We start from the raw sequence: 26583 nt of genomic DNA, 5'->3' as shown, positions 1-26583 counted from the left end.
TCGTTCAGGTCCGCGCCACGGACTCGATCGTCTGCGCATAGGCACGCAGGCCGGACCATGCCGCCGCGGCCGCCAGCAGCGTCGCGCAGACACCTACAGTCGCCAGCGCCGGACCGATCTGCCCATCGCCTCCGAAGAAGGCCCTGTCGATGAGCGGCACGATCGCGGTGCCGAGAGACAAACCGACAAGGCTGTTGGCGAGCAGGAAGAGCGCCGCGCCGGTCGCCCGCATCCGGGGCGGCGTCGCCAACTGGATCGCCGCCAGCGAACAACCGAAATAGCCGTTGAAGAAGAGCGTGAGCAGCGCGAAGAAGATGAGCAGCAGTGTGTGCGAAGGCATCAGCGGCGCGAGCAGTGCGGGGAGCAGGCACAGCAAGGCGACGATCATCACGACCCGCAGGTTCGCGTCCCGCACGCCCCGCAGTGACAGCCGCTCCGCCGTATAGCCGCCCGCCAGCGATCCGATGCTGCCGAGCAGCAGATAGATGAGTCCGAGCCGGAGCGAAGCCTGTCCCGGCGTCAGGCCGAAAGTACGGATCAGCAAAGTCGGATACCAGGCGGTGAGGCCGTAGCCCATGATCGAAAGCAGCGTCGAATTGGCGTAAATCGCAATGAACGCCCGCTTATAATCGCGCAGGTGAGCCAGAGCCGCGCGGAGGGGCATCCCGGCCGCCGAGTGGGCGCGCCGTGCGGGTTCGCGAGCGACGAAGACCAGCGCAGCCACCAGCGCGCCAGGAAGCGCCACCAGCAGGAAAGCCGCGCGCCAGGTTGGCATCGCTCCGACCAGCGGCAGGACGAGCGCCCCGCTCTGCGCCACCATATCGACCACCGCACCGCCCACCAGCAGCGCCAGGCCGCCGCCGATGGTGATACCAAGATTATAGATCGCCATGGCACGGGAGAGCTGCGCGGGCGGATAGGCGTCGCTCAGCCAGCTATGCGCCGACGGCGACAAGGACGCTTCGCCAAGGCCAACGCCCATGCGCGCCATAAAGAGATGGGCATAGCTGCCCGCAAAGCCGCACGCAGCGGTGCAGGCGCTCCAGAACAGCACGCCCACCGCGATGATCCGTCGACGGCTGATCCGGTCCGCCAGCATGCCGATGGGGATGCCGACCACCGCATAGAGCATGGCAAAGGCCAGCCCCTGCAGCAGGCCGACCTGAAGGTCGCTCAGCCCCAGGTCCTGCTTGATCGGCTCGACCATCAGGCTGAGGATCTGCCGGTCAACAAAAGACAGGATATAGGCGACGAGGAATATGCCCAGCGCGATATGGGCCTGCCGCAGGCTGGCCTTTTCGCTGACGCCGATAGGGTGTTCGATGGTCAATTCCTCGTCGCCGCGTGCCATGATCAGAATTTCTGCCCGATAGAAACGTAGATCACCCGTCCCCTCGGATCGTGGACGATGGGATCATAGCCAAGATTGAGCTGCGCCAGCGGCGGGTCGCGATCGGAGATATTGATCGCACCCACGGTCAGACGCGTGCTCTTTCCAACTACCCCGTCGAGATCGAGTATATATTGCAGGTCGAACGTGTTCCACGACTTGATCTTCCGTTCCGTAATGCCGGTGCGGTCGTTCGTATAGCCGCTGACATAATGGCCAAGCACATTGACGCTGTGGCGGCCGCTGGACCAGTTGACGCCATATTCGACGCGGTCACGCGGCAGCGAACGGCCAAGATTGTTGAAGTTGACGCTGCCCGCCCCGTCGATCACCGCCGATCCCGGCGCGATCAGGATGCGATAATTGATGATGTGGTTCCACTGGGCATTGAGGCCGATATGCCCAAGGCCGGTATCGAAACCCGCATTTGCGGCAAGATCGAGCCCCTTGGTCTTCACCGCCGAAGCGTTGATGAAGTTGATCTTCACCAAGCGCAGCGCACCCAGTGGATCGCGCACCACCCGCTGCTGCGCAGGGGTGTTGGTGAGGCCAGCGGCTGTGTCGGCCCGTTCCTGATTGATGAAGATCTGCGGATTTTCCTTCACGATCAGGTCCTGATAGTCGAAGGAATAATAATCGAGGGACAGGTCGATCTGGCGAGCCGGTTTGACGGTGAAGCCCAGATTATAGTTGGTCGATTTTTCCGGGCGCAGGTTCGGGTCGCCCCGGGCCTGGGTATTGACGAAGACGAAGGTGCCGCCATCGCTGACGGACGGCTGCGAACTCTGCACCGCCACCGTCTGGTAGATGGACGGGGCACGGAACGCCTTCCCATATGAACCACGCAGCGACAGCCAGTCGGTCGGACGCGCCAACAGCGCGAATTTGGGGCTGAAGTTGCTGAAGCTCGACTTGTATTTTTCATAGCGGCCGGAAATCTGCGCCTCGACCTGTTCGCCAAAGGGAATGCGCAATTCGCCAAAGGCCGAATAGACATCCTGCCGCCCTGAGAAATCGGGCGCCTGCCCCACGGTGATCAACTCTCCGGCGTTGACCAGGTCGCTCCAATTGTGGCGGAAGGTGCTGCCCCGATATTGGACGCCAAAGGCACCCTCGACTGTGCCGCCGCTATATTGGAAGATGTCGCCGCTCAGCACGCCTTCGGCGGTTACAAGCGAACTCTTGCCATGCATGCCGGTCGAACCGAACAGCCATTCCATCAGCTGCGGGCTGTTCGCCTGTGCCGGGTTGAGGATAGCCGTGCCAAAAGGATTATAATATTGGCATGCGCCCACCCCGGCCGTGCCCGTCGTGGCATTGCAACCCGGTCCGCCAAAGCCGTTCAGCGCAGAGGTCAAGCGCGATGCGATCGTGTCGGGCTTGTCGTAAAGCACCGTCTGCTGGCTGTAGGTCGCAGCCGTGGTCCAGCGCCAGCTCTCGCTCAGCTTTCCTTCCAGCGCCGCCGCGAGGCGGAAGGTGTTGTAGCGGTTGATGGTGATGGTCGGGCCGAACTCCGCACCCCGGGTACGGCCGCGGAACAGCACATTTTCGCCGAAGGGGTTGTAGGGATTGCTCGCGGGAACCACCGGGCTGATCGACAGGATCGGGAAGGACGGCGAAGAGGTGGTTTCCGAATTGGTATAGGCATAGGCGCCCTCCAGCGTCAGCGTCATGCTGTCGCCAAGATCGGCATTGTAGGACGCAAACGCCTGCGCCCGCTGTTCCTTGGGCACCAGGTCGTAGAAATCGGAAAAGTCGAAGCGGCAGAAGGTATCGGCGGGCGAATTGCGATAGCTGTCTGGAAAGGCCGCGTTGGTGCAGTTCGGGTCCGGCACGAACCTGTTCTGGCTGGGCACGAAATAGGAACCGGGCTGGCCATAGCTGGACACCGAATGCCAGCTGGGACGGCCAAAGGTCCGCGCGCGGCTGAATGACCGTTCGTAGCTGGCGAGCCGCGTGCTTTCATAATAGGATGCAGCCAGCACCAGATCGCCGCCGCCAAGTTTGAAGCCGGTCAGTCCCTCGATCGAATATTGCTGCGCGCCATCCATGAAATAGGCGCGGGCGTTCATCTCAAGACCATCGACCGACTTGCGCGTGATGAAGTTCACCACGCCCGCCACAGCGTCCGACCCATAGGTGGCCGCGCCGCCATCCTTGACCGTTTCAATCCGCTGGATCGCGATCAGCGGAACGAGCGAGTTGATATCGACAAAGGTGCTGCCGTCGATGGAAGCGACGGCGCTCAGCGTCTGGCGGCGGCCGTTCAGCAGCACGAGCGTGGAGCCGAGGCCAAGGTTGCGCAGGTTGAACTGCGCCGTACCGGCCGTCAGCGTCTGGTTGAGGGAATCGACCTGCGATTCAGACCCGGCATTCGCGGCGACGGCACGCACCAGTTCGGACGCGTTGACGATGCCGCGCGCCTCGATCGTCTGCGCGCTGACGACGTCGGTGGGGGATGGCGTGGACGATTGTTTGATCAGCGATCCGGTGACGACAATCTCGCCATCCGCCTCATCCGCGGGTTGAGCTACGCCTTGTGCGGGTTGCGCCGCCAGAGCAGACAGAGGCATGGCGACGGTACTGCCGAGCAGCAGCATGGCGGCCTTTCGGCAGGCCGAATTTCCCTTCAGTTTCATGATTTTCCCCTCTCTTTTTTTGGCATCATTCTTTTGTGTGCCGGATTTATCCTTACCCAAATTTCTCCCCGGCGAAAGCCTTTCCAAGCGTGCGGGCGTAATGATTAGGGGCGATCTGCGCCCCTTCCCCCAGCCCCAGCTTTTCCCGCAGCGAGCCGGGCCGATAGGCAGTCTTATATGCCCCACGCTCCTGCAGACGCGGGATGACGAGGCGCACGAAATCCTCGATCGAATCCGGCATCAGCACGCGGGCGAGGTTGAAGCCGTCAATGCCCGTCTGATCGACGATAGCGATCATCTCTTCCGCGACATGCTCCGCATCGCCGACGATCAGCAGGTTGCGCGAGGATATCGACATGCTGTCCGCCACCTGCCGGATGGTGAAGCGGCTGCCATCCGGGCCGCGCGTCAGATTTTCCATCAATGTGCGGTTGGCGTCCGTCTCGCTATATTCAATCTCGCTGTCATAGGGGTAGCGGGACAAGTCCACGCCCAGCCCTCCAGAAGCGTGGACCAGCGTCGCTTCCGCGCTTGCCGCCGCCTTGTAGGCTTCATGCTTTTCGCGGGCCTGTTCCGCCGTATCGCCGACGATCACCGTCAGCCCTGCGAGGATGCGCACCTGATCGCGCCTGCGCCCCTGCTGTTCCAGCGCGCCCTTCATGTCCGCCACTGCGCGGGCGAGCGAGGAACGGGACGTGCCGTTCACGAACATGCACTCGGCATGACGCGCGGCGAAGAGCTTGCCCCTGCCCGAGGCGCCCGCCTGGAACAGCACAGGCGTGCGCTGGGGTGACGGCGCAGCCAGATGGATGCCCGACATGTGCAGGTGATCGCCATCGAAGCTGACCTCATGCACCTTGGCGGGATCGGCATAGCGACGCTGCGCCCGGTCCTCCAGAACCGCGCCGTCCTCCCAGCTATGCTCCCAAAGGCGATAGACGATCTCCATGAACTCGTCGCCAAAGTCATAGCGTTCGTCATGGCCCATAAGATTGCGGCCGAACGCGCGCGCGCCGCTGGCGAGGATGCCGGTCACGATGTTCCAGCCCACCCGGCCGCCGCTCAGATGATCGAGCGTCGAAAGGCGGCGGGCGAAGAGATAAGGCGGCTCGTAGAGCAGGTTCCCGGTCGCCGCCAGGCCAAGATTGGTAGTGGTTCCGGCCAGCGCGGATATCAGCACGAACGGGTCGTTGATCGGCACCTGGACGCCCAGCCGCAACGCGGCGTCGCGCGATCCGCCGAACACATCATAGACGCCGATCGTGTCGGCCAGGAACAGCAGATCGAACAACCCGCGCTCAAGCAGGCGGGCATAATCGGTCCAATAGCTCAGCTGATTAAAGCCAGCCGTCCGGTCTGCCGGATGGGCCCACATGCCCTGCGCCAGAAAGCCGGGGGTGAAGCAGTCGAGCGCCCCAAGGATGATCTGCTTGCCCACGCTTGTCATATCAGCATCATGCCTGCGCGCAAGCGGGGCGTGGCGCGGACGATCCGCGCAGGATTCCGGGGCGGAATGCGGCCCAAAGTCTCTCTCCTAATTGGCCTGGTAAGCCAGCCTCTTTGTCCGATGTTGTGACCAAGCGACGCGGCGCAGTCCAATAGCGATGTGCGTGGACGCCATCTTGAAATGAGATAGAGTGGCGCGAGGAGAGGGAGGACACTGAATGTCCCTGCACAAGTTGAGATACTTCATCGCGGTCGCGGAGCATCAAAGTTTCAGCCGCGCAGCGGCAGCGTTGAACGTCGCTCAATCCGCCCTGTCGCGCCACATCGCCGAGCTGGAGGAAAGCGTCGGCGCACCCCTGCTCGAACGATCTGCCAGCGGCGTTCACATGACGCCTGTCGGCCGCGTCTTCTTCGACGATTGCCGCGGTGCGGTGGCGCAGGTCGATAATGCCTTCAATCAGGCGCGCATGGCCGCCGCAGGATCTCTGGGTTCATTGACGATCGGCGTCAACGAATTGGCCGTGCGCCATCCTACGGTGGTCGGGGCGCTCACCGAGTTTGTCCGGCTTCATCCCGCCGTGCAGCTCAAGGCGATGATGATGACCTCGATCGAGCAGTTCCGCGCCCTGCGCAATCGGCAGATCGATGCGGGCTGCGTGATCGAACGGCCAGGCGCCATGACCGAACTCGACCATCTGCCGATCGCGCGCGACGATTTCGTGGTGGCGCTGCACAGGGATCATCCCCTGGCGGCGCAGCGGACGGTGTCCGTCGCCGACATCATGGACGAGCCCTTCGTCGCCATATCCGCCGATCGGCACTGGCTGTCGCAGAGCAAGCTGGCGGCCCGATGCCATGCCAGCGGCTTCACGCCCCGGCCGGTGATACAAGTCGATTCCGAACGGCTCCAGATCGCACTGGTACGGCAGGGGCTCGGGCTGGGCCTGGTCAACGCGTCGGTGCGCTTCACCCTGCCAGCCGAAGTGACGCTGCGCCGCGTGCGCGAGTTCCGGGTGGGCCTTGACCTTGATCTGGTATGGATGCGGCAAAATGGCGGCGGGCTGCTCGCCGCGTTCCGCGACCTTGTCTCTCAGTGGAGCAAGCGGCGTCCGGTCATGCAGGAACAGGCGGGTTGAGCGCCAGAGCGGAATTGCGGAAGCGTGGATCGTCGGTCACTTCCCGCCCCGCCCATGCGGGCAGAACCAACGGCTCGTCCGGCGACGGCAGTTCGACTTCGGCCATCACCAGCCCCTCGGCGCGACCGGCGAACACATCGACCTCCCATATCCTCCCGCCGTGCGGAACGCGATAGCGTGTCTTCTCAATGATCGGACCGGGACATAATTTGTTCAGCATGTCGCGGGCGTCGGCGCGGGAAATCTCATATTCGAATTCATCGCGCACCATGCCCGCCCGCGCGCTCTTCAACGTCAGCCAGGCGCGCTCGGCTGACAGGCGAACCCGGACGCTCGCATGCTCCTCCTGGGCGACATAGGCTTGCTGCAGCACCTGCCCGGGCCCGGCGGAATGTCGCCAGCTATCATTGATGACGAGGAATTTGCGCTCGATCTCAACCGGCATGAAAATCCTCGATGTTGGATCGCCAGAAGAGAGGCGAGCTTATCCATGTTAATGTCTGCTCTTCACCGATGCGAGTCCTCAAACGGTTCAGCGGAGCGATTCCATCGCCTCAACCGCACGGTCAGGCGCGTCAGGCGGCGGACTGCAGCTTGATATCGTCATCCTCGTCCGCATAGGGTTTGGGAACGGGACGCCTTTCCGGCTCCAACATCAATTCGACAAATTGCCACCAGGCGGGAGCCTGGGGGCGCAGCGGCAGCAGTTGCCCGGTGCGCCGAACAGCCACCCAGCGGTTGCCGTCGCGTTCATATTTCCAGACCGGGTCACAATTCAGCGGGACCTGTTCAAATTCCACCGGGCCATGGGATTGCTGCATTGATATCATGCGAAGCTGACCGGGAACTTCGCGGCACTCGCCGTCGGGAAACTCGACGAAAACAGACATAGTTCGCTCCAAGCAGGCAGCAGATCGGCCGCCGCCTTGTCTCAACGCACAGCAAGTGATTGAGTTCTGGTCAGAAGGAGCGAGTGGAAGATTTAAACGCAAAGAGCGGCGGGAATCCGATCCCGCCGCTCTCACGCATTATCAATTGCGGTCAGTGATCAGCCGACATTCTCGATCACAAGGGCGATGCCCTGCCCGCCACCGATGCACATGGTGATCAGGGCATAGCGGCCGCCGGTCCGCTTCAACTCATAGGCCGCCTTGATCGTCAGGATCGCGCCGGTCGCGCCGACCGGATGACCCAGAGCAATACCCGATCCATTGGGGTTGAGCTTTTCACGATCGAAACCCAGCGTGTTGGCGACGGCCAGCGCCTGCGCGGCGAAAGCTTCATTCGCCTCGATCACGTCCATCTGCTCCAGCGTCAAGCCCGCGCGCTTGAGCGCCACCGGAGCAGCCTTGATCGGCCCTTCACCCATATATTCGGGTTCGACGCCCGCATGGCCCCAGGCGAGGATTTTCGCCAGCGGCTTCAGCCCGCGCTTTTCGACTTCGCTACCGGTCGCCAACACCACGGCCGCCGCCCCGTCATTGATGCCCGACGCATTACCGGCCGTGACGCTGCCATCCTTCTTGAAGGCGGGGCGCATCGCAGCCAGCGTCTCGGCGTTGGTGTCGGCACGCGGATGTTCGTCGGTGTCGAAGATGGTGACGCCCTTGCGGGTCTTGATTTCGACGGGAACGATCTGCTCCTTAAAGCGGCCCTCGGCGATCGCCCGCACCGCGCGCTGATGCCCCTCGACGGCGAGCGCGTCCTGCTGTTCGCGAGTAATGCCATGGCGCTCGGCGCAATTTTCAGCGGTAACGCCCATATGATAGCCGCCGCTCGCATCCTGCAGGCCGCAAACCAGCGCGTCCTCGGCCACATTGTCGCCCATCTTGCGGCCCCAGCGCAGGCCATGGTCATGATAGGGCACGTTGGACATCGATTCCGCACCACCTGCGACGGTGATGTCCGCCTCGCCCAGCTTCATCATCTGCGCCGCGGATACGATCGCCTGGACGCCCGACCCGCAAAGCCGGTTGAGGGTCAGGGCAGGAACCTCCATCGGCACACCCGCCTGCAGGGCGATGGTCCGCGACAGCATGCCGTCGCGCGCGCTGGTCGGCATTACCTGGCCGATGACGACATGACCGACATCGCTCGCCGGAACACCGGCGCGCGACAGCGCTTCCTTCACCACGATGCTGCCCAGCTCCGAAGGCTTGAAGGGCTTCAGCGAGCCGCCAAAGTCGCCGATGGCAGTGCGAGCGCCGCTGACGATATAGATATCTTCCATCTCATGGTCCTTTGAACGATCGGCCGGGCCCGCGCCCCTCGCCGGAAAAATTTGAAGCTGCTCATGCGCCGCCGTGCGGAACTGTCAAGGGCGATGCGCGCGTTCTGACAAATTGGATAGGTGGCGCCTATCCGCCCTTCGCCTTGTCCGCCACCATGCGTTCAAGCGCGCCGATCAAGCTGTCATAACCCATCGTCACAATCTCTTCCCGCCTGATGGTGGGAAGATAGTGCCGCCGTTCCATATCGCAACGTTCCGCCTCGCTCGACGCCGATGCCAGATCGAGTTCGAAGTCTCCGGCGATCGCGCGGTTCAGCGCCGAATGATATTCGATCAGCAGCATGCCCGTGACCTGCCCTTCGAACCAGGCATGAAGAAGCGTCAACTCCCGCCCCGAATAGCCAAGGCCATAGAGAACATCCAGCAGCGGCGCACGGACGTTGATCCAGGCCGAAGACGCCTGGCTGTTGGTCGCCATCACCCGGAACGCCACCGGATTGCGATCAAAGAAGCGGTCGATTTCATCGAGCCAGGCGCGCAGCCGCTGCTGCCAAGGCGCGTCCGGTCCTGGATCGTCGAAATGGAAGCTTGCAAAAACATCCGCCGCGACGGCAGCGAGCAGCGCTTCGCGGTTGGGGAAATAATTGTAGACAGATGAACTGGGCACGCGCAGTTCCCGCCCCAGCATCGCGAAGGTAATCTCCTCCGGCTGCTTCACCAGCAGCATTTCGCGAGCCTTGGCGACGATCAACGCTGCCGTAATTTTGGCGGGACGCCCCCGCCCGGCGCGCACCGGCGCGGCCAATTGCTGCAAGTCAGAATCCATTACGCCATGACCGGCCAAACGCCCATTTTGTCAAGCCGCAGATCCGGTCTTTCCGTATTTTAGGAATAGATGCCAAAAATTTCTTGTCCCGCTCGCGTGGCGGGTGCAACAATCGGGACCAGCAATGCACTAAAGAGGGAGAGGAAATTATGGCAGACAGCGCCAGGACGGGTTTCAGTTTCACCAAGCTGATCGTGTCCGACGTCGATAATCTTTACAGCTTCTACAATCGGGTCTTCGGCCTGGTTGAAAAGGCGCGCGTCCGGCAGGGCGAAGGCGAGCATGAATTGGACGAAATCATCATGGGCGCCGATGAGGCGGGCTATTCCAGCCCAACTCTGGTCATCCAGCGTTTTCCCAACCGTCCCATCCCGGACCGGGGCGAAGTGACGCTCGGCTTCGTGGTCGATGATGTCGATGCCACCGTGGAAAAGGCTTGGGCCGAAGGCGGCAGCGTCTATCGCGCCGCCCATGCACAGCCGCAGCATGGCGTCAAGGTAGCCTTCATCAAGGACAGCGACGGGCACCTGATCGAAGTCGTGGAGATGCTTTGATCACCAGTCAGAGTCGCCGGCATAGGATTGAAAACCCGGCGGCATGCAGGAGAGGCAAATGAAAACAGATTTGGCAGACACGTTCCGCCCTGTTGCGGAACCGCAAATCGTCGATAACGTCTATAGCGACGACCAATATCGGCGGTTGATCGGGGTGGTGCGCGATCATGGCCCCTGGCCGATGATCCTGGCGCATCATTTCAAAACGCCCGAAGAAGTCATCGCGACCAGTTCGGGCGAAGTTCCTGAAGAAGGAACGCTGACCTGGGAACCGTTCCTGAACCCGGTGTTCCGCGGATACCTCGCGCGCGGCGGCGTGTGCCTCTATCCAGAGATAGAGGATTGCTACACAAATCCGGCATTTCTGGACAAGGCGCGCGCTTATTATGGCGCGAGATATGCGCAGCCTGAATCCATGCTGTTCAATATTTCGGGTCCCTGCGGCGGCGGCGGATCGCCCCATGTCGATGGCACGCGCTTTCGCGGCCTAAACCTCGACAGTTCGCCCGTCTGGCTGCTGAACATCATGGCCAAGTCGGGCCTGTTCAAGCGCTGGCAGGCGAAGAAGGCGCAGGTCATAGCCTGGTATTATCGCGGCAAGGTGGGCGGCAGCTTCACCTATTGGCCCGATGGTCCGCGCAATGCGCCCAAGCAGCTCAAGGCGCCGATGTGGGGCAAGGGCGTCGTCGTCGAAAATGAAATGATGTACCACACGGCTGAAGCGAACGGGCCTTCGGCGCTGCGCCGGCCCGAAGGACTGGCCTATGAAAGCCGGATCGGCGCGGGCGCGGATGGCTGGCAGATCACCACCGGCGACCGCGTGATCCAGCAAATTCCCGATGAGGAAATCCGCTTCCTGGTCCATTGGGGCGCGCAGCTTTTCATGGACTATGACGAACTCAAGGTAACCATGGATCATAGCGACGACCTGACGGTCGAACGCGCCATCGGCATGTTGATCGCGGACCTGCGCGCACGCGGCGAGACATTCGAGGAACCGACCGATCCGCTGAACGATCGCGCGTTCGTCCGCCTGCTGATCCGCGCCTATGACCTCGGCAAGCCCGTAATCTTCCCGCCCGAACCGATCGAAGAACTGGCCGCCTGAGCCACGCTTCGGGCAAAAAGGGGGCCGCCGGGAATGTCCGGGCGGCCCCTTTTTCTGTTTCCAGCTAGAGCGATTTAGCTGCGCTGGCCTTTGGCCCCAAGCGGTCGGAACCGGCCGCTCAGCGTTCCCCGAAGCTGTAACGCAGCTTGACGCCATACATGCGCGGTTCGCCATAAAGCGACGAGAAGATGCCAAGGCCGTTATAGCTGTTGGCGTTCGCAACACGGTACAGCTTGTTCGTCGCATTGGTGACAAACAGGCTCGCGTCCAGGCCAGTCTGACGAATGTTCCGCCAGTCGAGCGACATATTCAGCAGGCCATAGGCTTCCAGCATGGATCCCGGCTCGAAAGACGGGTCACCCGTGGGTGACGTGTGCTGTTTGGAGAAGTGCGAATAGCTGATGAGATAGGACAGCTCGCCCAGATCCTCACCCATCGGCAGCTTCGCGGTTGCGTGGATATTGTAGATGTAAGGCGTCACGAACTGGAACGGCAAGCAGCTCGCATCCACGGTGCCGCCGAACGGAACCCTCGCAAAGCCGCCGCCCGGAAGGCACGTGCGATCCGATCCGAGCGAGGTGAACTGGTACTTCTTGTAATCGGCGTCCGTGTGGCTGAACGTACCGCCAATCTCCAGTCCCTCGAACGGACGGATCGATGCTTCCGCCTCGACACCCTGGATGGTCGCGGTCGCCGACAGGATCTTGGCGCCGCCAGCAAAGGTCGTCAGGTTGAAGTCGGAGCCTGGACGCTGGATGTTCTTATAATCCGAATAGAAATAGGTGACGTTCAGGCGGCCTGGCATTGAACCGATGCGCCAGTCGGACTTGAAGCCAGCTTCGTAGCTGGTCAGTTTTTCCGGCTCAAACGTACGGAACTGCGGATTGACCGCCACCGAGTTGAAACCGCCCGCCTTATAGCCGCGCGTGACCTTGCCGTAGACCATCAGACCGGAGAAAGGCTTATAATCCAATCCCACGGTCCAGGTCGGAGCCTTGGTCTTGAGTGTCGCATCAAAGCGGCAATCATCGCCCGTGGCCCGGATCGTATTGTCAACTGAACAACGCACGGTGCCGTTCGCCAGAGGCGACCATGACGCGGAGAAGCCCTTCACCGTGTCCCAGGTATAGCGATAGCCCGCCGTGAAGCGCAGATTCTCCAACGCCTCGGAGAACGCACCGAAATCCAGCGTGCCTTGGCCGTAGAGCGCCTTGGACTTGTTCGTGACGCCCGCTCTGCCACGCGATCCGGCGCAAGTAACAGGATTGCCGGTATTGATGGGCGAGCAGAACTGCACCGCAGCGGACTCCCACAGACCTGCTGGCTTGGTGTCGATGTAGAACCCGCCAACGGTATAGGTCAGGTGATTGTCCAACATGTTGCCCTGAAGCTGCAGTTCCTCGGTGATCTGCTCCAGATAGTCACGCGGATGGGCCAACCTGACCTCATTATTATAACCCGCGACAGGGATCCCGAACTCATCCGTCAGGCCTGGGATGGGGAAGTCCGGGAAATTCGCGTTCTGGCTGATCTGATACCCCTGCAGCGGCGTACCGTCATTGTCATTGCCATAATCCGACTTCAGCTTCTGATAGCTGACAATGTTTCGCAGCTTCAACTCGTCGGTCAGTTCCAGGTCAGTAGTGTTGATCGCCCCCCATGCGTCGATGTTGGAATAGCTATCGGCGTCGTTGCGCGTCTTGCGGGGGCCGATCTGCTGTGAAATCTGGGTCTGTCGATTGTAGATCGCGATACATTGGGGTGTGCCGCAATTGCCGGTGACCAGACTGGGAATACGGAACCCACGGTTGATGTAGCCTGCGCCATTATTCCGGGACTTCGATCCATAGACCATCAGGTTGTTCGACAGCCGATCGGTCGGCGTCGCCAGGATGCTGACACGGCCGGTGTACCAATGCTGGTTATCGCGATCCTTGTTCCAGACAATATCCTGCGTGTAGCCGGTGCGGTCATAATAAGCCCCCGCCACGCGGATCGCGAGCTTGTCCTCGATCAGCGGGACGTTGAGCGCCCCTTCGATATTGACCAGGTCGTAATTGCCGTACGAACCCTGGATATAGGCTTCCACATGGTCGGTCGAAGGCTTGTGCGCCGACAGCAGCACCGCGCCGCCAGTCGTGTTGCGGCCGAACAGAGTGCCTTGCGGACCCGAAAGCACCTGCACATTTTCCAGATCGACGAACTGGCCGGGGCCGCCCTGCAGGCTGAGGCTGATCGACGCCACCAGCGGCACTTCGTTCATATAGGTCGCCACTGAAGGCAGCGCGAGAAAGCCGGTCGATTGCCCACGGATCGAGAAGCTCTGCACGTCGCGGCTCGCCTGGCCTTGGGTACCGACCACCAGCGACGGGACGTTACCGTAGAGCTTCTGCGGTTCGGTAATGTTCAGTTCGCGGATTCTCTCCGGCGAAAAGGCGCTGATGACGATCGGCACGTCCTGCGCGCGTTCCTCGCGCCGCTGCGCCGTCACGATGATGTCGCTGATCTGTGAATTTTGAGCGGGTTCAGCCTGCGGAGCCGTCTGCGCTTGCGCCGGGCTCATCACGCCAAGAAATGCGGCACTCGCCAGCAGCGATGCGGCATAGCCCCTTTTAAAACTGTCCATCCTCTCTCCTCCTCATTTTCGAATGAGATTTGAATTTTATTTGAAGAGGGTGTATAGAGATGACCGGCGGTTCCCCCGCCTTGTGATTGTACCCCTGCACCTCCCCTTGCGCTTTGGGCGCAGGCAGATGATGACGCACTATCCGGCGGTAAACGCAGGTGATCCGCATGCTTCCGGATATGTGGAGCAACTATCCCTTCGTCACGCTCATCAGCCAGGATCGGTTATCGATCGATAACCAGCCATGGCCAAAGCCTTTCCGTCCCGCTACGGTGCGGTCATGACCAGCACAGTGCAGAGCCCGATGAGCGAACCATCCCTGCCCCGGACGAGCAAGGGTCAGCGAACTGCCGACCGGCTGATGGACACGGCCGAACTCCTCTTCGCTCAGCAAGGCTATGACGCGACATCGCTGCGCGACATCGCGGCGGCGGCGAATATTCAGCAGCCGGGCCTCTACAAGCATTTTGAGAGCAAGGATGCACTCTACCGCCGCGTGCTGCAGCGCGCGCTGCAACCACTGGCGGACGAGATGGAAGAGACCATTCTGCGCTCCCCGCAGGAGCTGTCCTTCCGCACCCTATCTTCTCGCTTGATCGATGTGCTGGCGCAGCATCCCAATGTGCCGATGCTGCTCATCCGGTCGTTGCTGTCGCCGCCCTCGCATCGGGACGAGATCGGCATGGCTTGGGTTGACCGGCTGGCCGATTACGGACGGCGGATCACGCGCGCGTCAGAATTCGAGCCCGCGCCGGAGGACCTGATCCTGCAGATTATCGCGATCTTCAATCTCATGTTCGGCTATTTCTGGGCGGCGCCCCTGGCGCGCGGCTTGTCAGGCGCGGACCCGCTGTCTCCGGAGATGATCGACCGGCAGAAACAATTGCTGAGCCGCTTCATCGAATCCATCGAACAAGGATCACAACCGGCAAGATGAAGGGCGCTCCGCCTATACCGCGCATGTGATTGCCTTGTTTCTCCTGCGTAAATGCCTAAGCTGCGCCCCTGTCCTTCCCGGAGCGTTCGTCTGGCAACGAACTGCCCGAACCTCTGCCTTTTCCCGGAGTGATATTCCCGCCGATGTCAGCCACCCGCCTTTCCAGCGCCGGCCGCCGCGCCTCCATCATCGCCGCGGCGAAGGCGGTCTTTGCCCGGCACGGGCTGGAAGGCGCACGCACGCAGCAGATCGCCAAGGCCGCGGGCATTTCCGAAGCGCTGCTTTTCCGTCATTTCTCCTCCAAGACGCATATTTACCGGGCGGTGCTGCGCGAGGTCATCGCCGACCAGAACGCCACCTTCCAAATGCACGGTGTGGCAGCGCCCAGCACCGAAGGACTTCTGGAGATATTAAAGCGCACGATCAGCTACGCGATGCAGGGCATGAAAGCTGCCAATGCCGAAGGCATGCGGATGGTGGTCGGTAGCCTCGCAGGCGACGGCGGTTATGCGCGGCTTGTCTATCGCCGCGCCATGCGCCTCACGCTTCCCGATCTTGAGATCGCGCTGAAGGCCGCGCGCGCCGATGGGGGCCTTACCGGACAGATGATGTCGGCCGCCAATGCCGCGATGTTCGTGGAAAATATCAGCACGATGCTGATGATGGCGCGGTGCCACGATAAAATGGTCATCCCCTATGATGAGGATGATAACCGCACCTTGCGCGAAGCGATCCTCTTCTGCGCTCGCGGCATAGGCATCGCCGAAGAGCGGATAGCCCGCTTCCTCGATCAGATGGAACCCGCAGCAGAGGGAGACCGGTAGCCGCCGGCCTCCCTGCCGCCGTTCAGCCCTGGGGCCGCAAGTGCCGCAGGAAATGGTCGCACATCACCCCGATCGCTTCCTGCGCTTCGGGGAGATGGAACATATACCAGTGCGCGTGCGGCATGGCTTCGAACACGAACAGGTCCGCTTCAGCGCCAGCACGGCGCAGCGCTCGGTGAAAACTCGCGGTCGCGCTCAACACGGCGTCCCGCGTGCCGCTCATCAGCAACGTGGGCGGGAAGCGCGACAGGTCCCCATGAATTGGCGAAACCTCCGGGCTTTTCGGGTCCGCACCACCCAGATAGGCGCGAATTTCGCTGATCTCGTGATCGGTCGGCAGGATCAGGTCGCCCCAAAATCCCATCAGCGTGAATATCTTCGCCGTGTCGCCAAGATCGCTCAGATCGCCGCCAGCGGTGAAAATGCCGCAACAAGCCGGCAGGGGAAGCCCTTCCCGTTCCAGCCGGATGATCGTCTGCCCGGTCAGGAACCCGCCCGCCGATGACCCATAGATGCCGATCTGATCGGGCCGATGATATTCCAGCATCGTCCGATAGACGGCGACCGCGTCATCGACTGCCGCCGGATAGGGGTGCTCGGGCGCCAGGCGATAATCGACGGCGATCACCGGCACTTTGGCCTGATGCGCGATCGGAATGGCTTCAACCAGCGATCCCGACCCCATCACGAAACCCCCGCCATGCAGGTTCATCAGGGTCAGGCCCTTATTCTCCTCCGGAATGTCGTGCGGCTTGACCAGATGGCATCGCACTCCGGCGATCTCGATTTCCTGCACTTCGACCGGATATTGCTGCAGCGCTGCTTCGCCGCCCAATTTCATCTGTTCGTCGACAAAGGAACGGAGCGCCCACATGGGCAGGCGTTCCGCATCGGGGTCGGGCGGCTGCGCCCATGGCGGCGTCGCCAGAAATGCCTGCGCCTCCACGCTCACCGTACGCGGCACCGGCACGACCGCCTTGCCCAGCTGTACCGATCCGTCTGCATCGATCTGATAGGTCATGACTTTCCCTTTCTTGTTCAGATAATCACAGGTCTGCGGCCGGCACCTGGCGGCCAGTGCGCGCCATGGCGAAAAAGATCAGGGCCATGACGGCGCAGCCGCCGATGATGATCATCACGACGGGCGCATAACCCCCGGCCATGTCGCGCAGCACGCCCGCGAGCGGCGGCAGGAAAAAGGTCAGCGGCAGCGTCACCAGACCGAACAGGCCGATGACGCGCGGCAGCGACTCCTGGCCGAACAGGCGGCCCGAAAGCATGCTAACGGCCGGGAAAACGCCTGCCCCGCCTGCGCCCAGCATCAACGACGCCAAGGCCATCAGCGGGAAGGAGGTCGTGCCGAGCAACGCCAGCCAACTGACCGCCAGTCCAGCAGCGATCAGCCCAAGCGAAAATGGCGCGCCCAGGCGGCCGCAGAGAAAACCGATCACCAGCGAGCCGATCACTGCAGCGCCGCCCATGATCGACAGCAGACCGGCTGCCTCGCCAGCCGCCACGCCCCGTTCAGCGACGAAGGCGACAAGGTGCGACACGCCCGTGATGCCCACCGCATTCAGATAACCAGCGCCCAGGCTCATGACCCAGAAGGCCGGGCTGCGAAGCAGCGCACGGGCAGCGATCATCGCCCCACCACCATGGCCGTGCGGATGGCCTGCCTGATGCCCCGCGTCGGCCGGTGCGTCAGACACACCCAGCATGATAGGCAGCAGCGCCACGTGCAACGCCGCCAGGGTCAGGTAGAAGGCGGCCAGCCCATGATCACGGATCACGATCAGCCCGATCACTGGCAGCAAGGCAACGAACAAAGGCGTATTCGCCACGCCCAGCGCGGGGCCGGGATTATGCCGATACCAGTTGCTGGCGAGGACGCTGGCCGGAAAGGGGCCGAACATCGCCAGCCCGACGCCGATCGGCAGCGCGTAGAGCAACAACACCACCGGCATGCTGGGCGCGATGGCCAGCAACGCGTAACCCGCGCCGGAAATCAGTGTGCCGATCGTCATAGTCCAACGCAGGCCGATGCGGCCGATCAGCGTGCCGATCAACGGGCTGACAAGCCCCAGCACCAGCACGCACAAGGCAAGCGACAATGTCGTCGTGCCCCGGCTGGCTCCGTAAAGCTGTTGCAGCGGCAGGACGGACACCCCGAAACCGCCAAAGGCGCAGCCCACCGCCACATTCTGCGCCAGGAACGCGCGTGCCACCATCATGCGGCTCTGCCCGGCATGTTCGATCGGCGCGGCGCCGGCCACGGCGGCCCCAGTCAATCCATTCATTCGGTCGTCTCCTGTTCGCGCCGGGCTATGGCGAGGCGTGATCAGCCTTGTTCCTGGTCGTATCCGGCCCATCCGCTGGTGATCTGAACCAGCTCGATGCGCGTCCCGTCCGGGTCCGCGCAGAAGATGAGCTTGCCATAACCAAGGTCGGACAGCGTTCCGTCCAGCTTGGAACCGCCGAATTCCACGATGCGCGCGGCGACCTGTTCCAGATCATCCACCAGGAAGCATAGATGAGGACGGCCAGGCAGGTTGGCTGGCCGAGGATCGGCAACGCCGGCGGGCGGCCTGTCCTCCACCGTCCACAATTCCATCCGCATGCCTTGCTCATGCCGGATGAACTGCGTGCGTATCATTGCGCCCGGCATCTCCAGCAGCGGCCCCGGCGCGTCAGTGCGTCCATTTTCCTGCGGCTCGAAACCCAGCCCTTCGACATAGAAACGCGTCGAAAGCGCGATGTCAGCCACATAGATGCCGAAATGGGGAAAGCCTTTGATCATGTCATCCTCATCATGCGAACCCAACCTCGCCTTTTCTTCACCTGGACATGCGGAATTCACGGTGGCGAAATCGCCCATTCCGGTCGGACTTGGTGAAGCAACGACGCTGAACCCGCTCCTCAATACTGCTGTTCGAATCGGACTCGGATTTTCTTTTCTGGCCCGTTCGACTTCATTCATGTCTGAAATGCGTAGCGACTGGACGCAAGCAGGAATTAAAAATACGCGCTTCAGAAGCCCGGCAAGCCGCTCAATCTTATCGCTTCCGAATAGGCGGATGGACCATGAGCGAAGAGGCGCGTAAAATTACGAAGCATGAAATTCCGCACAGCAAAAGCGGATGAACAAGGAGAGAGCGATGAGCTTGGTGATCGATGTCGACGCGCATTTTGAACCGGGACCTGAATGGCTCGTCAATTACCCCGATCTCGCTAAGCGGCTGCCTGATCTCGACGGCGGCGCCTTGGCCGTGAAGGTGATCTGCGGCGATCTGGTGCGATCCATCCCCGAAGACCGCCGTCCCTCCATGGAGGAACTGACCCCGCCCGGCCTCCTCACCCTCTTCGCCAAGGAAAAGGAGGATGAAAAGGGACGCCGCGCCGAATTTGAAGGCAAGAACCAGATGGAGGTCGCCAATACCAAGGCGCGCATCAAATGGATGGATAGCCAGGGCATCGACCTGCAAAATGTCATCTGCCTGTCGGGCATCACCTATCAGACATTCATCGAAGACCTCGGGCTACGGCAGGAAACCATCCGCACCGCCAATGACTGGCTGGCGGACACCTGCGATGAAGGCGGCGGACGGCTGCTGCCGGTGACTGCGCTCGACTATGAGGATCTGGACTGGGCGATCGCCGAACTCAAACGGATGCGCCGCCGTGGCAGCCGCATCGTCCTGATCCCTGGCGCCCCGGTCGCGGGCAAGTCGATCGTCCATCCCGATTGGGACCCGTTCTGGCGAGCGGTGACCGACAACGGCATGATGGCGATGCTGCACACGGGCTTTGAGCGCATGTCCTATGATCCCGGCTGGTCGAACATGGCGGCCGATCCCACGCTGCTACGGCAATTTGGCGGCGGGTTCCGCCATGTGACCGCAATGATGAACATCAACGCGATGGTCTTTTCAGGACTGTTCGAACGGCATCCGACGCTGACCGTCACGATCGCGGAACTGGGTATCGGCTGGATGCCCTTCGTCCTCAACGACATTGACGAACGCGCCACGCCTACGGCCGAACTGTTCCTGGGCAAGTGGAAATATGCGATGAAGCCCAGCGATTATATCCGCCGCAACGTACGCGGCACGCCGCTCAACTGCGGAAGCGACAATCCGCTGGACCTGATCATGGAACAATTGCCTGAGGAGATGCTGATGTTCTCCTCCGACTTCCCCCATTTTGAAGGCTTCAGCGACCCGGCCGGTCATTATCGCGAATTCTTCGACAAGCACGCAGGCCGCTTCCCGGCGCGCCGCCGCGAATTGTTCATGGGCGGCAATTTCTTGTCGGCCCTTGAGCGGACAGGCGATCCGCTGATCGTCCCGGCCCGCAGCGAAACGCTGGCTGTCTGATCAATAGAGAGGGGGCGGAAACCTTCCGCCCCCTGCCCATCAGCGCCCCGTTTCGACCAGCCGCCGCAGCTTGCGCACCGCCATTTGCGGGGTCGTCAGAACCGGCTCGGATCGGATTTCCCGGACCAACGGAGCGACGCGGGCCATCGAAAATTGACCTACGACAATCACGTCCACTGGCGGCATCGCTTCGGCAGCCGCTGTGCTCAAACGGTCATGCTCGTCCGCATCGCCCGCCTGCAGCGCCTCCAAAGCGCCAGTCGCCACGGCGGGGACGATCAGCGGCCGCGCCTGACCGATCGCGTCCGCCATCGCGTGGATTTCGCCTTCCAGCGGCGCGACCGACCCCTGGAAGGTCAGCAGCAGGCCAACCCGCCCGCCCCCTTCTTTGCCCTTGCACAACGCCAAGGCCTCGTCGAACGCGCCTTCATTGGGGGTGACAACCGGGATGGAAAGATCCGCTTTCACCCGTTCGATGGCGGGGCGGAAGGCCGAACAGGTAAAGAGGATGCCCGCCGTCTCCGCCTTTCCGTCATTGGCTCCGGCGGCATAGCGGCCAAGCGCCTGGAAGCGGTCGTGGATCGCCGGACTGATTTCACCGATTGTGGCGAAGTCCGATGCCAGAGAGTCGTCGATGAGATTATGGACCGCCGCCTCGGGCCATTCTTCGCGCATCGCGGCCATGGCGGGTCCCGGCGATTGCGCCAGGGCGCTGATCATCATGATACGCGGCGCATTGCTCATCCTGCTCTCCGTCCCAAAAGTTGCCACGCCGCAATGACGGTGCCATCAGCGCAGGGCAAGGGTGAATCGCTACGCAAAAGGGAGTGTTGAACATGTTGAGACTGGACGGACGCGTCGCGATCGTGACCGGCTGCGGCAGTTCCGCACCCGGCTGGGGCAATGGCAAGGCCATCGCCACGCTCCTCGCGCGGCAGGGGGCCACCGTCTATGGTGTCGACCTCAGCCTGGAAGCAGCCGAAGCGACGCGGGACATCGTCGAGGGTGAAGGCAACAGCATGCATGCCGCCGCCTGCGACGTCACCAATTCCGCGCAGGTCGATGCCCTGGTCGCCGATTGCGTTGCGCGCTTCGGCCGGTTGGACATCCTGATCAACAATGTCGGCCGGTCCGAACCCGGCACACCGGAAACGATGGACGAGCAGGTGTGGAAGGACCAGCTGGACCTCAATCTCACCAGCGCCTTCCTGACCAGCAAGGCGGCGCTGCCCGTCATGGCCGATCAGGGCGCAGGAGCGATCGTCAACATATCCTCCATCGCGGGCATGCGCTGGGTCGGCAAGGATCAGGTGGGCTATGCCGCGGCGAAGGCGGGCCTGGTCCAGTTCACCAAGGTGACGGCAGTGGCCTATGCGGCAAGGGGCGTGCGGCTCAACTGCGTCGTGCCCGGGCTGATGTTCACCCCCCTCGTCGAGCGGCTGGCGCAGCGCTACAATCAGGGCGACTATGAAGGCATGGTCGCCAAGCGTCACAAACAGGTGCCGATGGGGCGGATGGGCGATGCCTGGGACGTAGCCCATGCCGCGCTGTTCCTCAGCTCCGATGAGGCGCGCTACATCACCGGCACCGAACTGGTGGTCGATGGCGGGATCACAGCCTTCACCGGCTTGCCCGGCTGAACGCCAGCGTCAAAGCAGACTGATAAAGCCGTTCAGGAAGATGCCGGCGGCGCGCTCTGCATAGCGCCGCCTCTCCTGCCCTGACACCGGATGCCCACCAGCGAACATACGGTTGCCGCGTAGCGCCAGCACCAACAGCTGGCGCGCATGCCACTCGCTGCCCTGCCGCACCCCGATGCTGTGCAGCCAGGGGACGAGGCCCCGCACCCAAGGCGCGCGCAAAGCCATATAGACGTCGCGTGACAGGGCCGGATCGCGGCGAGATTGGCTGATGACGACCCGGTGCAGCTGGATCGACGTAGCGGAGGCAAGGACCGCAAGGGCAGCTTCGACATAGGCCGTCAACACTTCCAGGTCGGCTCGCCCTTCAGGCATCGCGGGCGGCGCTGCTTCCTGCGCGCACGCCTGGGCCAGCGCCCGCATGGTCGCTGCAAACAGCCCCGCCTTGCTGGAGAAATGGCGATAAAGCGTGCCGCGCCCCACCCGCGCCTCTTCGCCGATCAGGTGCAGATTGGCGCTTTCATAACCCTGGCCCAGGAAATGGCGTCCCGCTACATCAAGCAGCGTGCGGATATGCGACGGCGGTGCCTCGAATGGCTCGGGGGCGACCGACGGCAACGCGTCGGGCATAGGCAAAGCGGGCTCGATCGCGCTGCCTATGCCCTGCGCGAACAGGGCGGCGACATGATGCGCGATGCGGTCGCGCGCTTCAGGCGGTGCAGGCGGAAAGCCCATCAGCACCACCGGCCCTTCGACCGCCAATGATCCGAAATCCAGCGCCAGTTCCAAAGGCACGGGACGATCCATGCCCTTTTCCCGCGCATAATCTTGCAGCGCCTGTCGCACCGGCTCCAGCCGCATGCCCTGGCCATTCTGCAACGCCGAAGCGAGGTCGGGCATCTTGTGCGCCACGCCCGCCGCGACCCACAACGCGCTGAACATGCCTTGATCGAGCGCCGAATCCAGTATCGCGCGGGCGAGCCCTGCCAACTCCGACCCGCCACTCGCTGCGCTTTCATGCACGGCCGCCGCGCGCGCGATGAACTCTGCGCCCTGCGCATCCAGAGCCGCGCGGAACAGCGCCTCCTTGTCGGCGAAGTGGCGATAGATGGTTTCCTTGCTCACACCCGCCGTGCGCGCGATGGCGTCGATACTCACCCCGTCAAAGCCGCGCTCGACAAATTGGGCGCGCGCGGACGCCAAAAGGTGCCGGACGCGCGGCGACGCCAGTTCCGTCCTCACCTCTGCTGCATCTTTCATCCGGCATAACTGCTAAACATTGGTGCGCTATATCAGCACGGCGCGAGGATGCACCCATGCTTCTTGACGACAACCGAACGGTTCGATACCGTTCGGGAAGATAATCTGCTTTGGGAGAGCGACTCATGGACAGCCCATGGACGGAACGGCCGCTTGCGCCGTTCGGCATGGAAATCGGCATCAGGCTGCAATGGCCGCTGCCAGAAGGCTTCGAACAGCGCATGGTCGAATTGTTCGATCGCCATAAGCTGCTGGTTTTCAGGAACCAGCAATTGGCCGAATCCGATCAGGTGAAGCTGCTCGAAAATTTCGGGCGGGTGCTTGGCTCGCATGGCGAATATCGCGAAATTTCCACCGATGGCGGGCTTGGTTCAGGCCCCCTCACTTGGCACAGCGATCTGGCGTTCACTGAAGAACCGTTCAAGGTCATTTCTCTGCACGCCGTCGCCGTGAATGACGGGCAGAGCTATACCGATTTCGTGAACGGCGCCGACACCGCCGCCGCGTTGCCTGCGGACCTCAAGGCCAAGGTGGCCGATCGGGAAGCCATGACCATGATCGCGCCGATCCAGACGCACCGCACGGTCGGCTATGACAGTTCCGACGAAATGCCGCATCAGCTGCGCCCGCTGATCATCCCCCATCCCCGCACTGGCGAGCCTGTCCTCTATATCAGCGACATGCAGACGGCGCGCGTCATGGGGATGGATCGGGAAGAAAGCGACGCGACGCTCGACGCGCTGTTCGCCGAACTTTACCGCGATGACCGAATCTATCGCCACCGCTGGAACAATGGCGACATCGTCATCTGGGACAATATTGCTCTCCAGCATGCCCGCGGCGACCTGACCGGCATGAGCCCGCGCAAGCTGCAGCGCATCGTGGTCGCCGACAAAAGCTTCTTCGACCTGCTCCCGCAATTCGAGGTGGGGGACAAACGGATCAGCGCCTGGGGTTCAGGCGGCAAACAACTGGTGCTTGACTGAAGGAAAACAGACCATGGCTGACATTCCCTATCTGATGCGCGGCGTGATGCCCGTCGAAACCGAAAGCAGCATCCTCATCTCCTCGTCCAAATATCTCAACAACCCGCGCCTGCGCGAATGGCTGGCGATGATCCTGCTGCGGAAGAATGGCGCGGACATGCCTGCGCCTGCGGAAATGTACGAATTCCTGCCTATTCTCGATTCCCTGCGCGACTATGACGCTATCGAGCAAATGTTCACCGAAGAGCGCAAGGTGAACCCGGAACTGGACGCCTGGTTCAGCGAAGGCTTCATCTCCACCTACAAAATCGAGGATTTCGCCCAATATGCGCCCGGATCGCTGGGCGGCATCTTCTACAGCCAAATGACCGCGGGCGATTATGAAATCCAGATCACGCCGTGGAAAGAGCCCAGGACCCAGCTTGAATATTACAACCTGCGCTCCGGTCAGACGCATGATTTCGAACATATTCTTACCGGCGGCGGCTTCAACTTCATGGGCGAGCTGGTCCCCTACTGGTATCGCCTGACCAACGTGCCCAAACATATGCACAACCCGCATCTGGCGGCCGAAGTGAACATGATCCACATCTTCGGATCGCTCCGCTACACCGTGCGCACCATGCTGCACTATCCCGAAGTGTGGCCGACCTGCGTCAACGCGATCCAGCGCGGCATGAAGGTGGGGCAGCAGAGCGACGCGCTTTTCATGAAGAAGCTGGAGACCGCATTCCACCTGCCGTTGGCCGAAGCGCGCGAGGCGTTGGGCGTACGCGGCGTGGAGGATGTCGATACCTCGCGCGAAGGCGCTTTCTGGGCGTCGGATGGCAAGGTTCCACTCGACCCGATTGCGAGGGCGGCGGAATGACTAAGGTTTGCGATCTGCTCATCCGCGGCGGGACGATCGTCGATGGCGGGGGCGGTGAGCCCTTCACCGGCGACATTGCCGTGCGGGACGGCCGCATCATCAGCGTCGGCCCCTTCAGCGGAGAGGCGAAGGAGGTGATCGACGCGACGGGCCTCACCGTCACGCCGGGCTTCGTCGATATCCACACCCATTATGATGGCCAGGCCGTCTGGTCGGAAGAACTCTCCCCCTCTTCCTCCCACGGCGTGACCACTGTCGTGATCGGCAATTGCGGCGTCGGCTTCGCGCCTTGCCGCGCTACCGATCACGACCGTCTGATCCGAGTGATGGAGGGCGTGGAGGACATCCCTGGCGTCGTCATGGCCGAAGGGCTCAGCTGGGATTGGGAAAGCTTCCCCGATTATCTCAACGCGCTGGATGCACGCCGCCGCGACATCGACGTCGCAGCGCTGCTCCCGCACAGCCCGCTCCGCGTATTCGTCATGGGAGAGCGCGGCGCGCAACGCGAGCCTGCGCAGGCCGAAGACCTGGAACAGATGCGCGCGATCGCACGTGAAGCGCTCGACGCAGGCGCCATTGGCTTTGCGACCTCCCGCCTGCTCATCCACCGCACCAAGGCGGGCGAGAATATCCCGAGCTACCAGGCCGATGTCGAGGAACTGAAAGCGATCGCGGGCGCTATGCGAGAGGCGGGCACCGGCGTGCTGCAGATGGTGCTGGATGCGCCTTTCCAAAGCTGGTCAGATGAGCTGTCGCACCTTTTGGCGGTGGCCGAAACGGCGGGCAGGCCCGCCACCTTCACGCTCGGCACCTCCAATGGGGGTGAGCCGGTGTGGGAAGAAGCCTTGCGCATTTGCGAGGAAGCCAATGAAAAGGGCATGGAGATCAGTCCGCAGGTGCTGCCGCGCCCGGTCGGCATGATCTGCGGCTTTGAGCTGTCCAGCCATCCCTTCTCCCTCTGCCCCACCTATGAGGCGATTTCCGGTCTGCCGCTGGAGGACCAGCTGGTGCATCTGCGCGATCCCGCCTTCCGCGCAAAGCTGATCGCCGAAGCGCCGCATGAGGGCAACCCGCTGGCGATGATGACGCGCAATTGGAACTGGATCTTCCCGCTGTCGGACCCGCCCAATTACGAGCCGCCCGCCGAAAGCAGCATTGGCGCGCAGGCCCGCAGCCTGAATGTCGCGCCCGAAGAAGTCGCCTATGATCTGCTGATGAACGGCGGCGACGGGCGCGGGATGCTCTATGCCACGCTCGGCAACTATTATCGCAACCGGCTGGACACGATCCATGACCTCATCAACCATCCGGCGACCGTGATGGGGCTGGGCGATGGCGGAGCCCATTATGCCGCGATCTGCGACGCCAGCTATCCGACCTTCCTGCTGACCTACTGGACGCGTGACCGCAACGGTCCGAAGCTAAGCGTTGCAAAGGCCGTGCAGGCATTGTCGTCGCGGCCCGCCGAAACCATGGGACTGCGGGACCGCGGCCGGATCGCGCCGGGATATAAGGCGGACATCAACATCATCGACATGGACGCGCTTCATCTCCACGCACCCTATGTGCGCTACGACCTGCCGGGCGGCGGGCGCAGGCTCGATCAAAAGGCGACAGGCTTTGTCGCGACGATCGTGTCGGGCGAGGTGATCCGCCGCAGCGACGCTGCAACAGGCGCGCGCCCCGGCCGCCTCGTCCGTGGCGCACAGGCGGTGCCCGCTTAGAGACCCGCTCCACCCC

23 protein-coding genes are annotated in these 26583 nt (G+C 62.3%); 10 read left to right on the top strand and 13 right to left on the bottom strand.

Annotated features, from left to right (window positions below; all coding sequences use genetic code 11):
• Positions 1 to 4 precede the first annotated feature (4 nt).
• Genes ACZ5Y5_RS18745 through ACZ5Y5_RS18735 form a run of 3 tightly spaced genes read right to left on the bottom strand, consistent with a single transcriptional unit; the run spans position 5 to position 5476 of the window.
• On the bottom strand, positions 5 to 1351 hold the full coding sequence (locus ACZ5Y5_RS18745) for an MFS transporter (RefSeq protein ID WP_464810932.1): 1347 nt from the start codon (positions 1349 to 1351) through the stop codon (positions 5 to 7).
• Positions 1352 to 1353: 2 nt separating this feature from the next.
• Entirely contained in the window at positions 1354 to 4029 is a 2676-nt protein-coding gene (locus ACZ5Y5_RS18740) for a TonB-dependent receptor (protein WP_464810931.1), read from the bottom strand.
• Positions 4030 to 4081: 52 nt separating this feature from the next.
• The gene (locus ACZ5Y5_RS18735) at positions 4082 to 5476 is read right to left on the bottom strand and encodes an LLM class flavin-dependent oxidoreductase (protein ID WP_464810930.1); all 1395 of its coding nucleotides are present in this window, start codon (positions 5474 to 5476) and stop codon (positions 4082 to 4084) included.
• A 217-nt stretch (positions 5477 to 5693) separates the two neighbouring features.
• Between ACZ5Y5_RS18735 and ACZ5Y5_RS18730 the strand changes: the two genes are divergently transcribed.
• Entirely contained in the window at positions 5694 to 6611 is a 918-nt protein-coding gene (locus tag ACZ5Y5_RS18730; protein ID WP_464810929.1) for a LysR family transcriptional regulator, read from the top strand.
• On the opposite strand, the gene ACZ5Y5_RS18725 is transcribed toward ACZ5Y5_RS18730, so the two are convergent.
• From ACZ5Y5_RS18725 to ACZ5Y5_RS18710, 4 genes are all read right to left on the bottom strand, one after another.
• The gene (locus ACZ5Y5_RS18725) at positions 6589 to 7056 is read right to left on the bottom strand and encodes a CYTH domain-containing protein (protein ID WP_464810928.1); all 468 of its coding nucleotides are present in this window, start codon (positions 7054 to 7056) and stop codon (positions 6589 to 6591) included. The genes ACZ5Y5_RS18730 and ACZ5Y5_RS18725 overlap by 23 nt on opposite strands.
• Before the next feature lie 130 nt (positions 7057 to 7186).
• Positions 7187 to 7501 (bottom strand): hypothetical protein, encoded by a 315-nt coding sequence (locus ACZ5Y5_RS18720; RefSeq protein WP_464810927.1) that lies wholly within the window; start codon positions 7499 to 7501, stop codon positions 7187 to 7189.
• A 158-nt stretch (positions 7502 to 7659) separates the two neighbouring features.
• Complete coding sequence (gene bktB, locus ACZ5Y5_RS18715) at positions 7660 to 8841, bottom strand: beta-ketothiolase BktB (RefSeq protein ID WP_464810926.1); 1182 nt, start codon at positions 8839 to 8841, stop codon at positions 7660 to 7662.
• A gap of 127 nt (positions 8842 to 8968) precedes the next feature.
• Positions 8969 to 9667 carry a TetR/AcrR family transcriptional regulator gene (locus tag ACZ5Y5_RS18710; RefSeq protein ID WP_464810925.1) on the bottom strand — a complete coding sequence of 233 codons (699 nt, stop codon included), beginning with the start codon at positions 9665 to 9667 and terminating at the stop codon, positions 8969 to 8971.
• Between the two features lie 149 nt (positions 9668 to 9816).
• Between ACZ5Y5_RS18710 and ACZ5Y5_RS18705 the strand changes: the two genes are divergently transcribed.
• Entirely contained in the window at positions 9817 to 10221 is a 405-nt protein-coding gene (locus ACZ5Y5_RS18705) for a VOC family protein (RefSeq protein WP_464810924.1), read from the top strand.
• Positions 10222 to 10279: 58 nt separating this feature from the next.
• Positions 10280 to 11329 (top strand): hypothetical protein, encoded by a 1050-nt coding sequence (locus ACZ5Y5_RS18700; RefSeq protein ID WP_464810923.1) that lies wholly within the window; start codon positions 10280 to 10282, stop codon positions 11327 to 11329.
• A 118-nt stretch (positions 11330 to 11447) separates the two neighbouring features.
• Here ACZ5Y5_RS18700 and ACZ5Y5_RS18695 read toward each other — a convergent pair whose 3' ends face one another.
• Positions 11448 to 13955, bottom strand: a complete 2508-nt coding sequence (locus ACZ5Y5_RS18695; RefSeq protein ID WP_464810922.1) for a TonB-dependent receptor — start codon at positions 13953 to 13955, stop codon at positions 11448 to 11450.
• 244 nt (positions 13956 to 14199) lie between these two features.
• Here ACZ5Y5_RS18695 and ACZ5Y5_RS18690 point away from each other — a divergent pair, with 244 nt between their 5' ends.
• The gene (locus ACZ5Y5_RS18690) at positions 14200 to 14892 is read left to right on the top strand and encodes a TetR/AcrR family transcriptional regulator (RefSeq protein WP_464810921.1); all 693 of its coding nucleotides are present in this window, start codon (positions 14200 to 14202) and stop codon (positions 14890 to 14892) included.
• Between the two features lie 143 nt (positions 14893 to 15035).
• Positions 15036 to 15716, top strand: a complete 681-nt coding sequence (locus ACZ5Y5_RS18685) for a TetR/AcrR family transcriptional regulator (RefSeq protein ID WP_464810920.1) — start codon at positions 15036 to 15038, stop codon at positions 15714 to 15716.
• A 22-nt stretch (positions 15717 to 15738) separates the two neighbouring features.
• Here the strand turns inward: ACZ5Y5_RS18685 and ACZ5Y5_RS18680 are convergent, their stop codons facing one another.
• The 3 genes from ACZ5Y5_RS18680 to ACZ5Y5_RS18670 are packed head-to-tail and all read right to left on the bottom strand — an operon-like array spanning position 15739 to position 18513.
• Complete coding sequence (locus tag ACZ5Y5_RS18680; protein ID WP_464810919.1) at positions 15739 to 16737, bottom strand: alpha/beta hydrolase; 999 nt, start codon at positions 16735 to 16737, stop codon at positions 15739 to 15741.
• 25 nt (positions 16738 to 16762) lie between these two features.
• Positions 16763 to 18013: an MFS transporter gene (locus ACZ5Y5_RS18675; protein WP_464810918.1), complete on the bottom strand. Its 1251-nt coding sequence runs from the start codon at positions 18011 to 18013 to the stop codon at positions 16763 to 16765.
• Positions 18014 to 18054: 41 nt separating this feature from the next.
• Positions 18055 to 18513, bottom strand: coding sequence for a VOC family protein (locus ACZ5Y5_RS18670; RefSeq protein WP_464810917.1), 459 nt, complete (start codon positions 18511 to 18513; stop codon positions 18055 to 18057).
• A gap of 358 nt (positions 18514 to 18871) precedes the next feature.
• Here ACZ5Y5_RS18670 and ACZ5Y5_RS18665 point away from each other — a divergent pair, with 358 nt between their 5' ends.
• Positions 18872 to 20089 carry an amidohydrolase family protein gene (locus tag ACZ5Y5_RS18665; RefSeq protein WP_464810916.1) on the top strand — a complete coding sequence of 406 codons (1218 nt, stop codon included), beginning with the start codon at positions 18872 to 18874 and terminating at the stop codon, positions 20087 to 20089.
• Between the two features lie 39 nt (positions 20090 to 20128).
• Here ACZ5Y5_RS18665 and ACZ5Y5_RS18660 read toward each other — a convergent pair whose 3' ends face one another.
• Complete coding sequence (locus tag ACZ5Y5_RS18660; RefSeq protein WP_464810915.1) at positions 20129 to 20833, bottom strand: aspartate/glutamate racemase family protein; 705 nt, start codon at positions 20831 to 20833, stop codon at positions 20129 to 20131.
• 92 nt (positions 20834 to 20925) lie between these two features.
• On the opposite strand from ACZ5Y5_RS18660, the gene ACZ5Y5_RS18655 reads away from it, so the two are divergent.
• Entirely contained in the window at positions 20926 to 21729 is an 804-nt protein-coding gene (locus ACZ5Y5_RS18655; protein WP_464810914.1) for an SDR family NAD(P)-dependent oxidoreductase, read from the top strand.
• 9 nt (positions 21730 to 21738) lie between these two features.
• On the opposite strand, the gene ACZ5Y5_RS18650 is transcribed toward ACZ5Y5_RS18655, so the two are convergent.
• Positions 21739 to 22989: a TetR/AcrR family transcriptional regulator gene (locus ACZ5Y5_RS18650; RefSeq protein WP_464810913.1), complete on the bottom strand. Its 1251-nt coding sequence runs from the start codon at positions 22987 to 22989 to the stop codon at positions 21739 to 21741.
• A gap of 125 nt (positions 22990 to 23114) precedes the next feature.
• On the opposite strand from ACZ5Y5_RS18650, the gene ACZ5Y5_RS18645 reads away from it, so the two are divergent.
• The 3 genes from ACZ5Y5_RS18645 to ACZ5Y5_RS18635 are packed head-to-tail and all read left to right on the top strand — an operon-like array spanning position 23115 to position 26567.
• The gene (locus ACZ5Y5_RS18645; protein ID WP_464810912.1) at positions 23115 to 23975 is read left to right on the top strand and encodes a TauD/TfdA dioxygenase family protein; all 861 of its coding nucleotides are present in this window, start codon (positions 23115 to 23117) and stop codon (positions 23973 to 23975) included.
• 13 nt (positions 23976 to 23988) lie between these two features.
• Positions 23989 to 24843, top strand: coding sequence for a hypothetical protein (locus ACZ5Y5_RS18640; RefSeq protein ID WP_464810911.1), 855 nt, complete (start codon positions 23989 to 23991; stop codon positions 24841 to 24843).
• A complete protein-coding gene (locus ACZ5Y5_RS18635; protein WP_464810910.1) occupies positions 24840 to 26567 on the top strand; it encodes an N-acyl-D-amino-acid deacylase family protein in 1728 nt (575 codons plus the stop codon). The genes ACZ5Y5_RS18640 and ACZ5Y5_RS18635 overlap by 4 nt, the downstream gene beginning before the upstream one ends.
• Positions 26568 to 26583: the final 16 nt, after the last annotated feature.

Source organism: Sphingobium sp. TomTYG65, from assembly GCF_055395525.1.
Note: the sequence above shows the minus strand (reverse complement) of the source record. Positions and strands in the feature narration are given on the sequence as shown.

What these genes read in the sequence shown, in the direction of transcription:
- ACZ5Y5_RS18745 (WP_464810932.1), bottom strand. Translation starts at nt 1,351, where the DNA reads ATGGCACGCGGCGACGAGGAATTGACCATCGAACACCCTATCGGCGTC.
- ACZ5Y5_RS18740 (WP_464810931.1), bottom strand. Translation starts at nt 4,029, where the DNA reads ATGAAACTGAAGGGAAATTCGGCCTGCCGAAAGGCCGCCATGCTGCTG.
- ACZ5Y5_RS18735 (WP_464810930.1), bottom strand. Translation starts at nt 5,476, where the DNA reads ATGACAAGCGTGGGCAAGCAGATCATCCTTGGGGCGCTCGACTGCTTC.
- ACZ5Y5_RS18730 (WP_464810929.1), top strand. Translation starts at nt 5,694, where the DNA reads ATGTCCCTGCACAAGTTGAGATACTTCATCGCGGTCGCGGAGCATCAA.
- ACZ5Y5_RS18725 (WP_464810928.1), bottom strand. Translation starts at nt 7,056, where the DNA reads ATGCCGGTTGAGATCGAGCGCAAATTCCTCGTCATCAATGATAGCTGG.
- ACZ5Y5_RS18720 (WP_464810927.1), bottom strand. Translation starts at nt 7,501, where the DNA reads ATGTCTGTTTTCGTCGAGTTTCCCGACGGCGAGTGCCGCGAAGTTCCC.
- bktB (WP_464810926.1), bottom strand. Translation starts at nt 8,841, where the DNA reads ATGGAAGATATCTATATCGTCAGCGGCGCTCGCACTGCCATCGGCGAC.
- ACZ5Y5_RS18710 (WP_464810925.1), bottom strand. Translation starts at nt 9,667, where the DNA reads ATGGATTCTGACTTGCAGCAATTGGCCGCGCCGGTGCGCGCCGGGCGG.
- ACZ5Y5_RS18705 (WP_464810924.1), top strand. Translation starts at nt 9,817, where the DNA reads ATGGCAGACAGCGCCAGGACGGGTTTCAGTTTCACCAAGCTGATCGTG.
- ACZ5Y5_RS18700 (WP_464810923.1), top strand. Translation starts at nt 10,280, where the DNA reads ATGAAAACAGATTTGGCAGACACGTTCCGCCCTGTTGCGGAACCGCAA.
- ACZ5Y5_RS18695 (WP_464810922.1), bottom strand. Translation starts at nt 13,955, where the DNA reads ATGGACAGTTTTAAAAGGGGCTATGCCGCATCGCTGCTGGCGAGTGCC.
- ACZ5Y5_RS18690 (WP_464810921.1), top strand. Translation starts at nt 14,200, where the DNA reads ATGGCCAAAGCCTTTCCGTCCCGCTACGGTGCGGTCATGACCAGCACA.
- ACZ5Y5_RS18685 (WP_464810920.1), top strand. Translation starts at nt 15,036, where the DNA reads ATGTCAGCCACCCGCCTTTCCAGCGCCGGCCGCCGCGCCTCCATCATC.
- ACZ5Y5_RS18680 (WP_464810919.1), bottom strand. Translation starts at nt 16,737, where the DNA reads ATGACCTATCAGATCGATGCAGACGGATCGGTACAGCTGGGCAAGGCG.
- ACZ5Y5_RS18675 (WP_464810918.1), bottom strand. Translation starts at nt 18,013, where the DNA reads ATGAATGGATTGACTGGGGCCGCCGTGGCCGGCGCCGCGCCGATCGAA.
- ACZ5Y5_RS18670 (WP_464810917.1), bottom strand. Translation starts at nt 18,513, where the DNA reads ATGATCAAAGGCTTTCCCCATTTCGGCATCTATGTGGCTGACATCGCG.
- ACZ5Y5_RS18665 (WP_464810916.1), top strand. Translation starts at nt 18,872, where the DNA reads ATGAGCTTGGTGATCGATGTCGACGCGCATTTTGAACCGGGACCTGAA.
- ACZ5Y5_RS18660 (WP_464810915.1), bottom strand. Translation starts at nt 20,833, where the DNA reads ATGAGCAATGCGCCGCGTATCATGATGATCAGCGCCCTGGCGCAATCG.
- ACZ5Y5_RS18655 (WP_464810914.1), top strand. Translation starts at nt 20,926, where the DNA reads ATGTTGAGACTGGACGGACGCGTCGCGATCGTGACCGGCTGCGGCAGT.
- ACZ5Y5_RS18650 (WP_464810913.1), bottom strand. Translation starts at nt 22,989, where the DNA reads ATGAAAGATGCAGCAGAGGTGAGGACGGAACTGGCGTCGCCGCGCGTC.
- ACZ5Y5_RS18645 (WP_464810912.1), top strand. Translation starts at nt 23,115, where the DNA reads ATGGACAGCCCATGGACGGAACGGCCGCTTGCGCCGTTCGGCATGGAA.
- ACZ5Y5_RS18640 (WP_464810911.1), top strand. Translation starts at nt 23,989, where the DNA reads ATGGCTGACATTCCCTATCTGATGCGCGGCGTGATGCCCGTCGAAACC.
- ACZ5Y5_RS18635 (WP_464810910.1), top strand. Translation starts at nt 24,840, where the DNA reads ATGACTAAGGTTTGCGATCTGCTCATCCGCGGCGGGACGATCGTCGAT.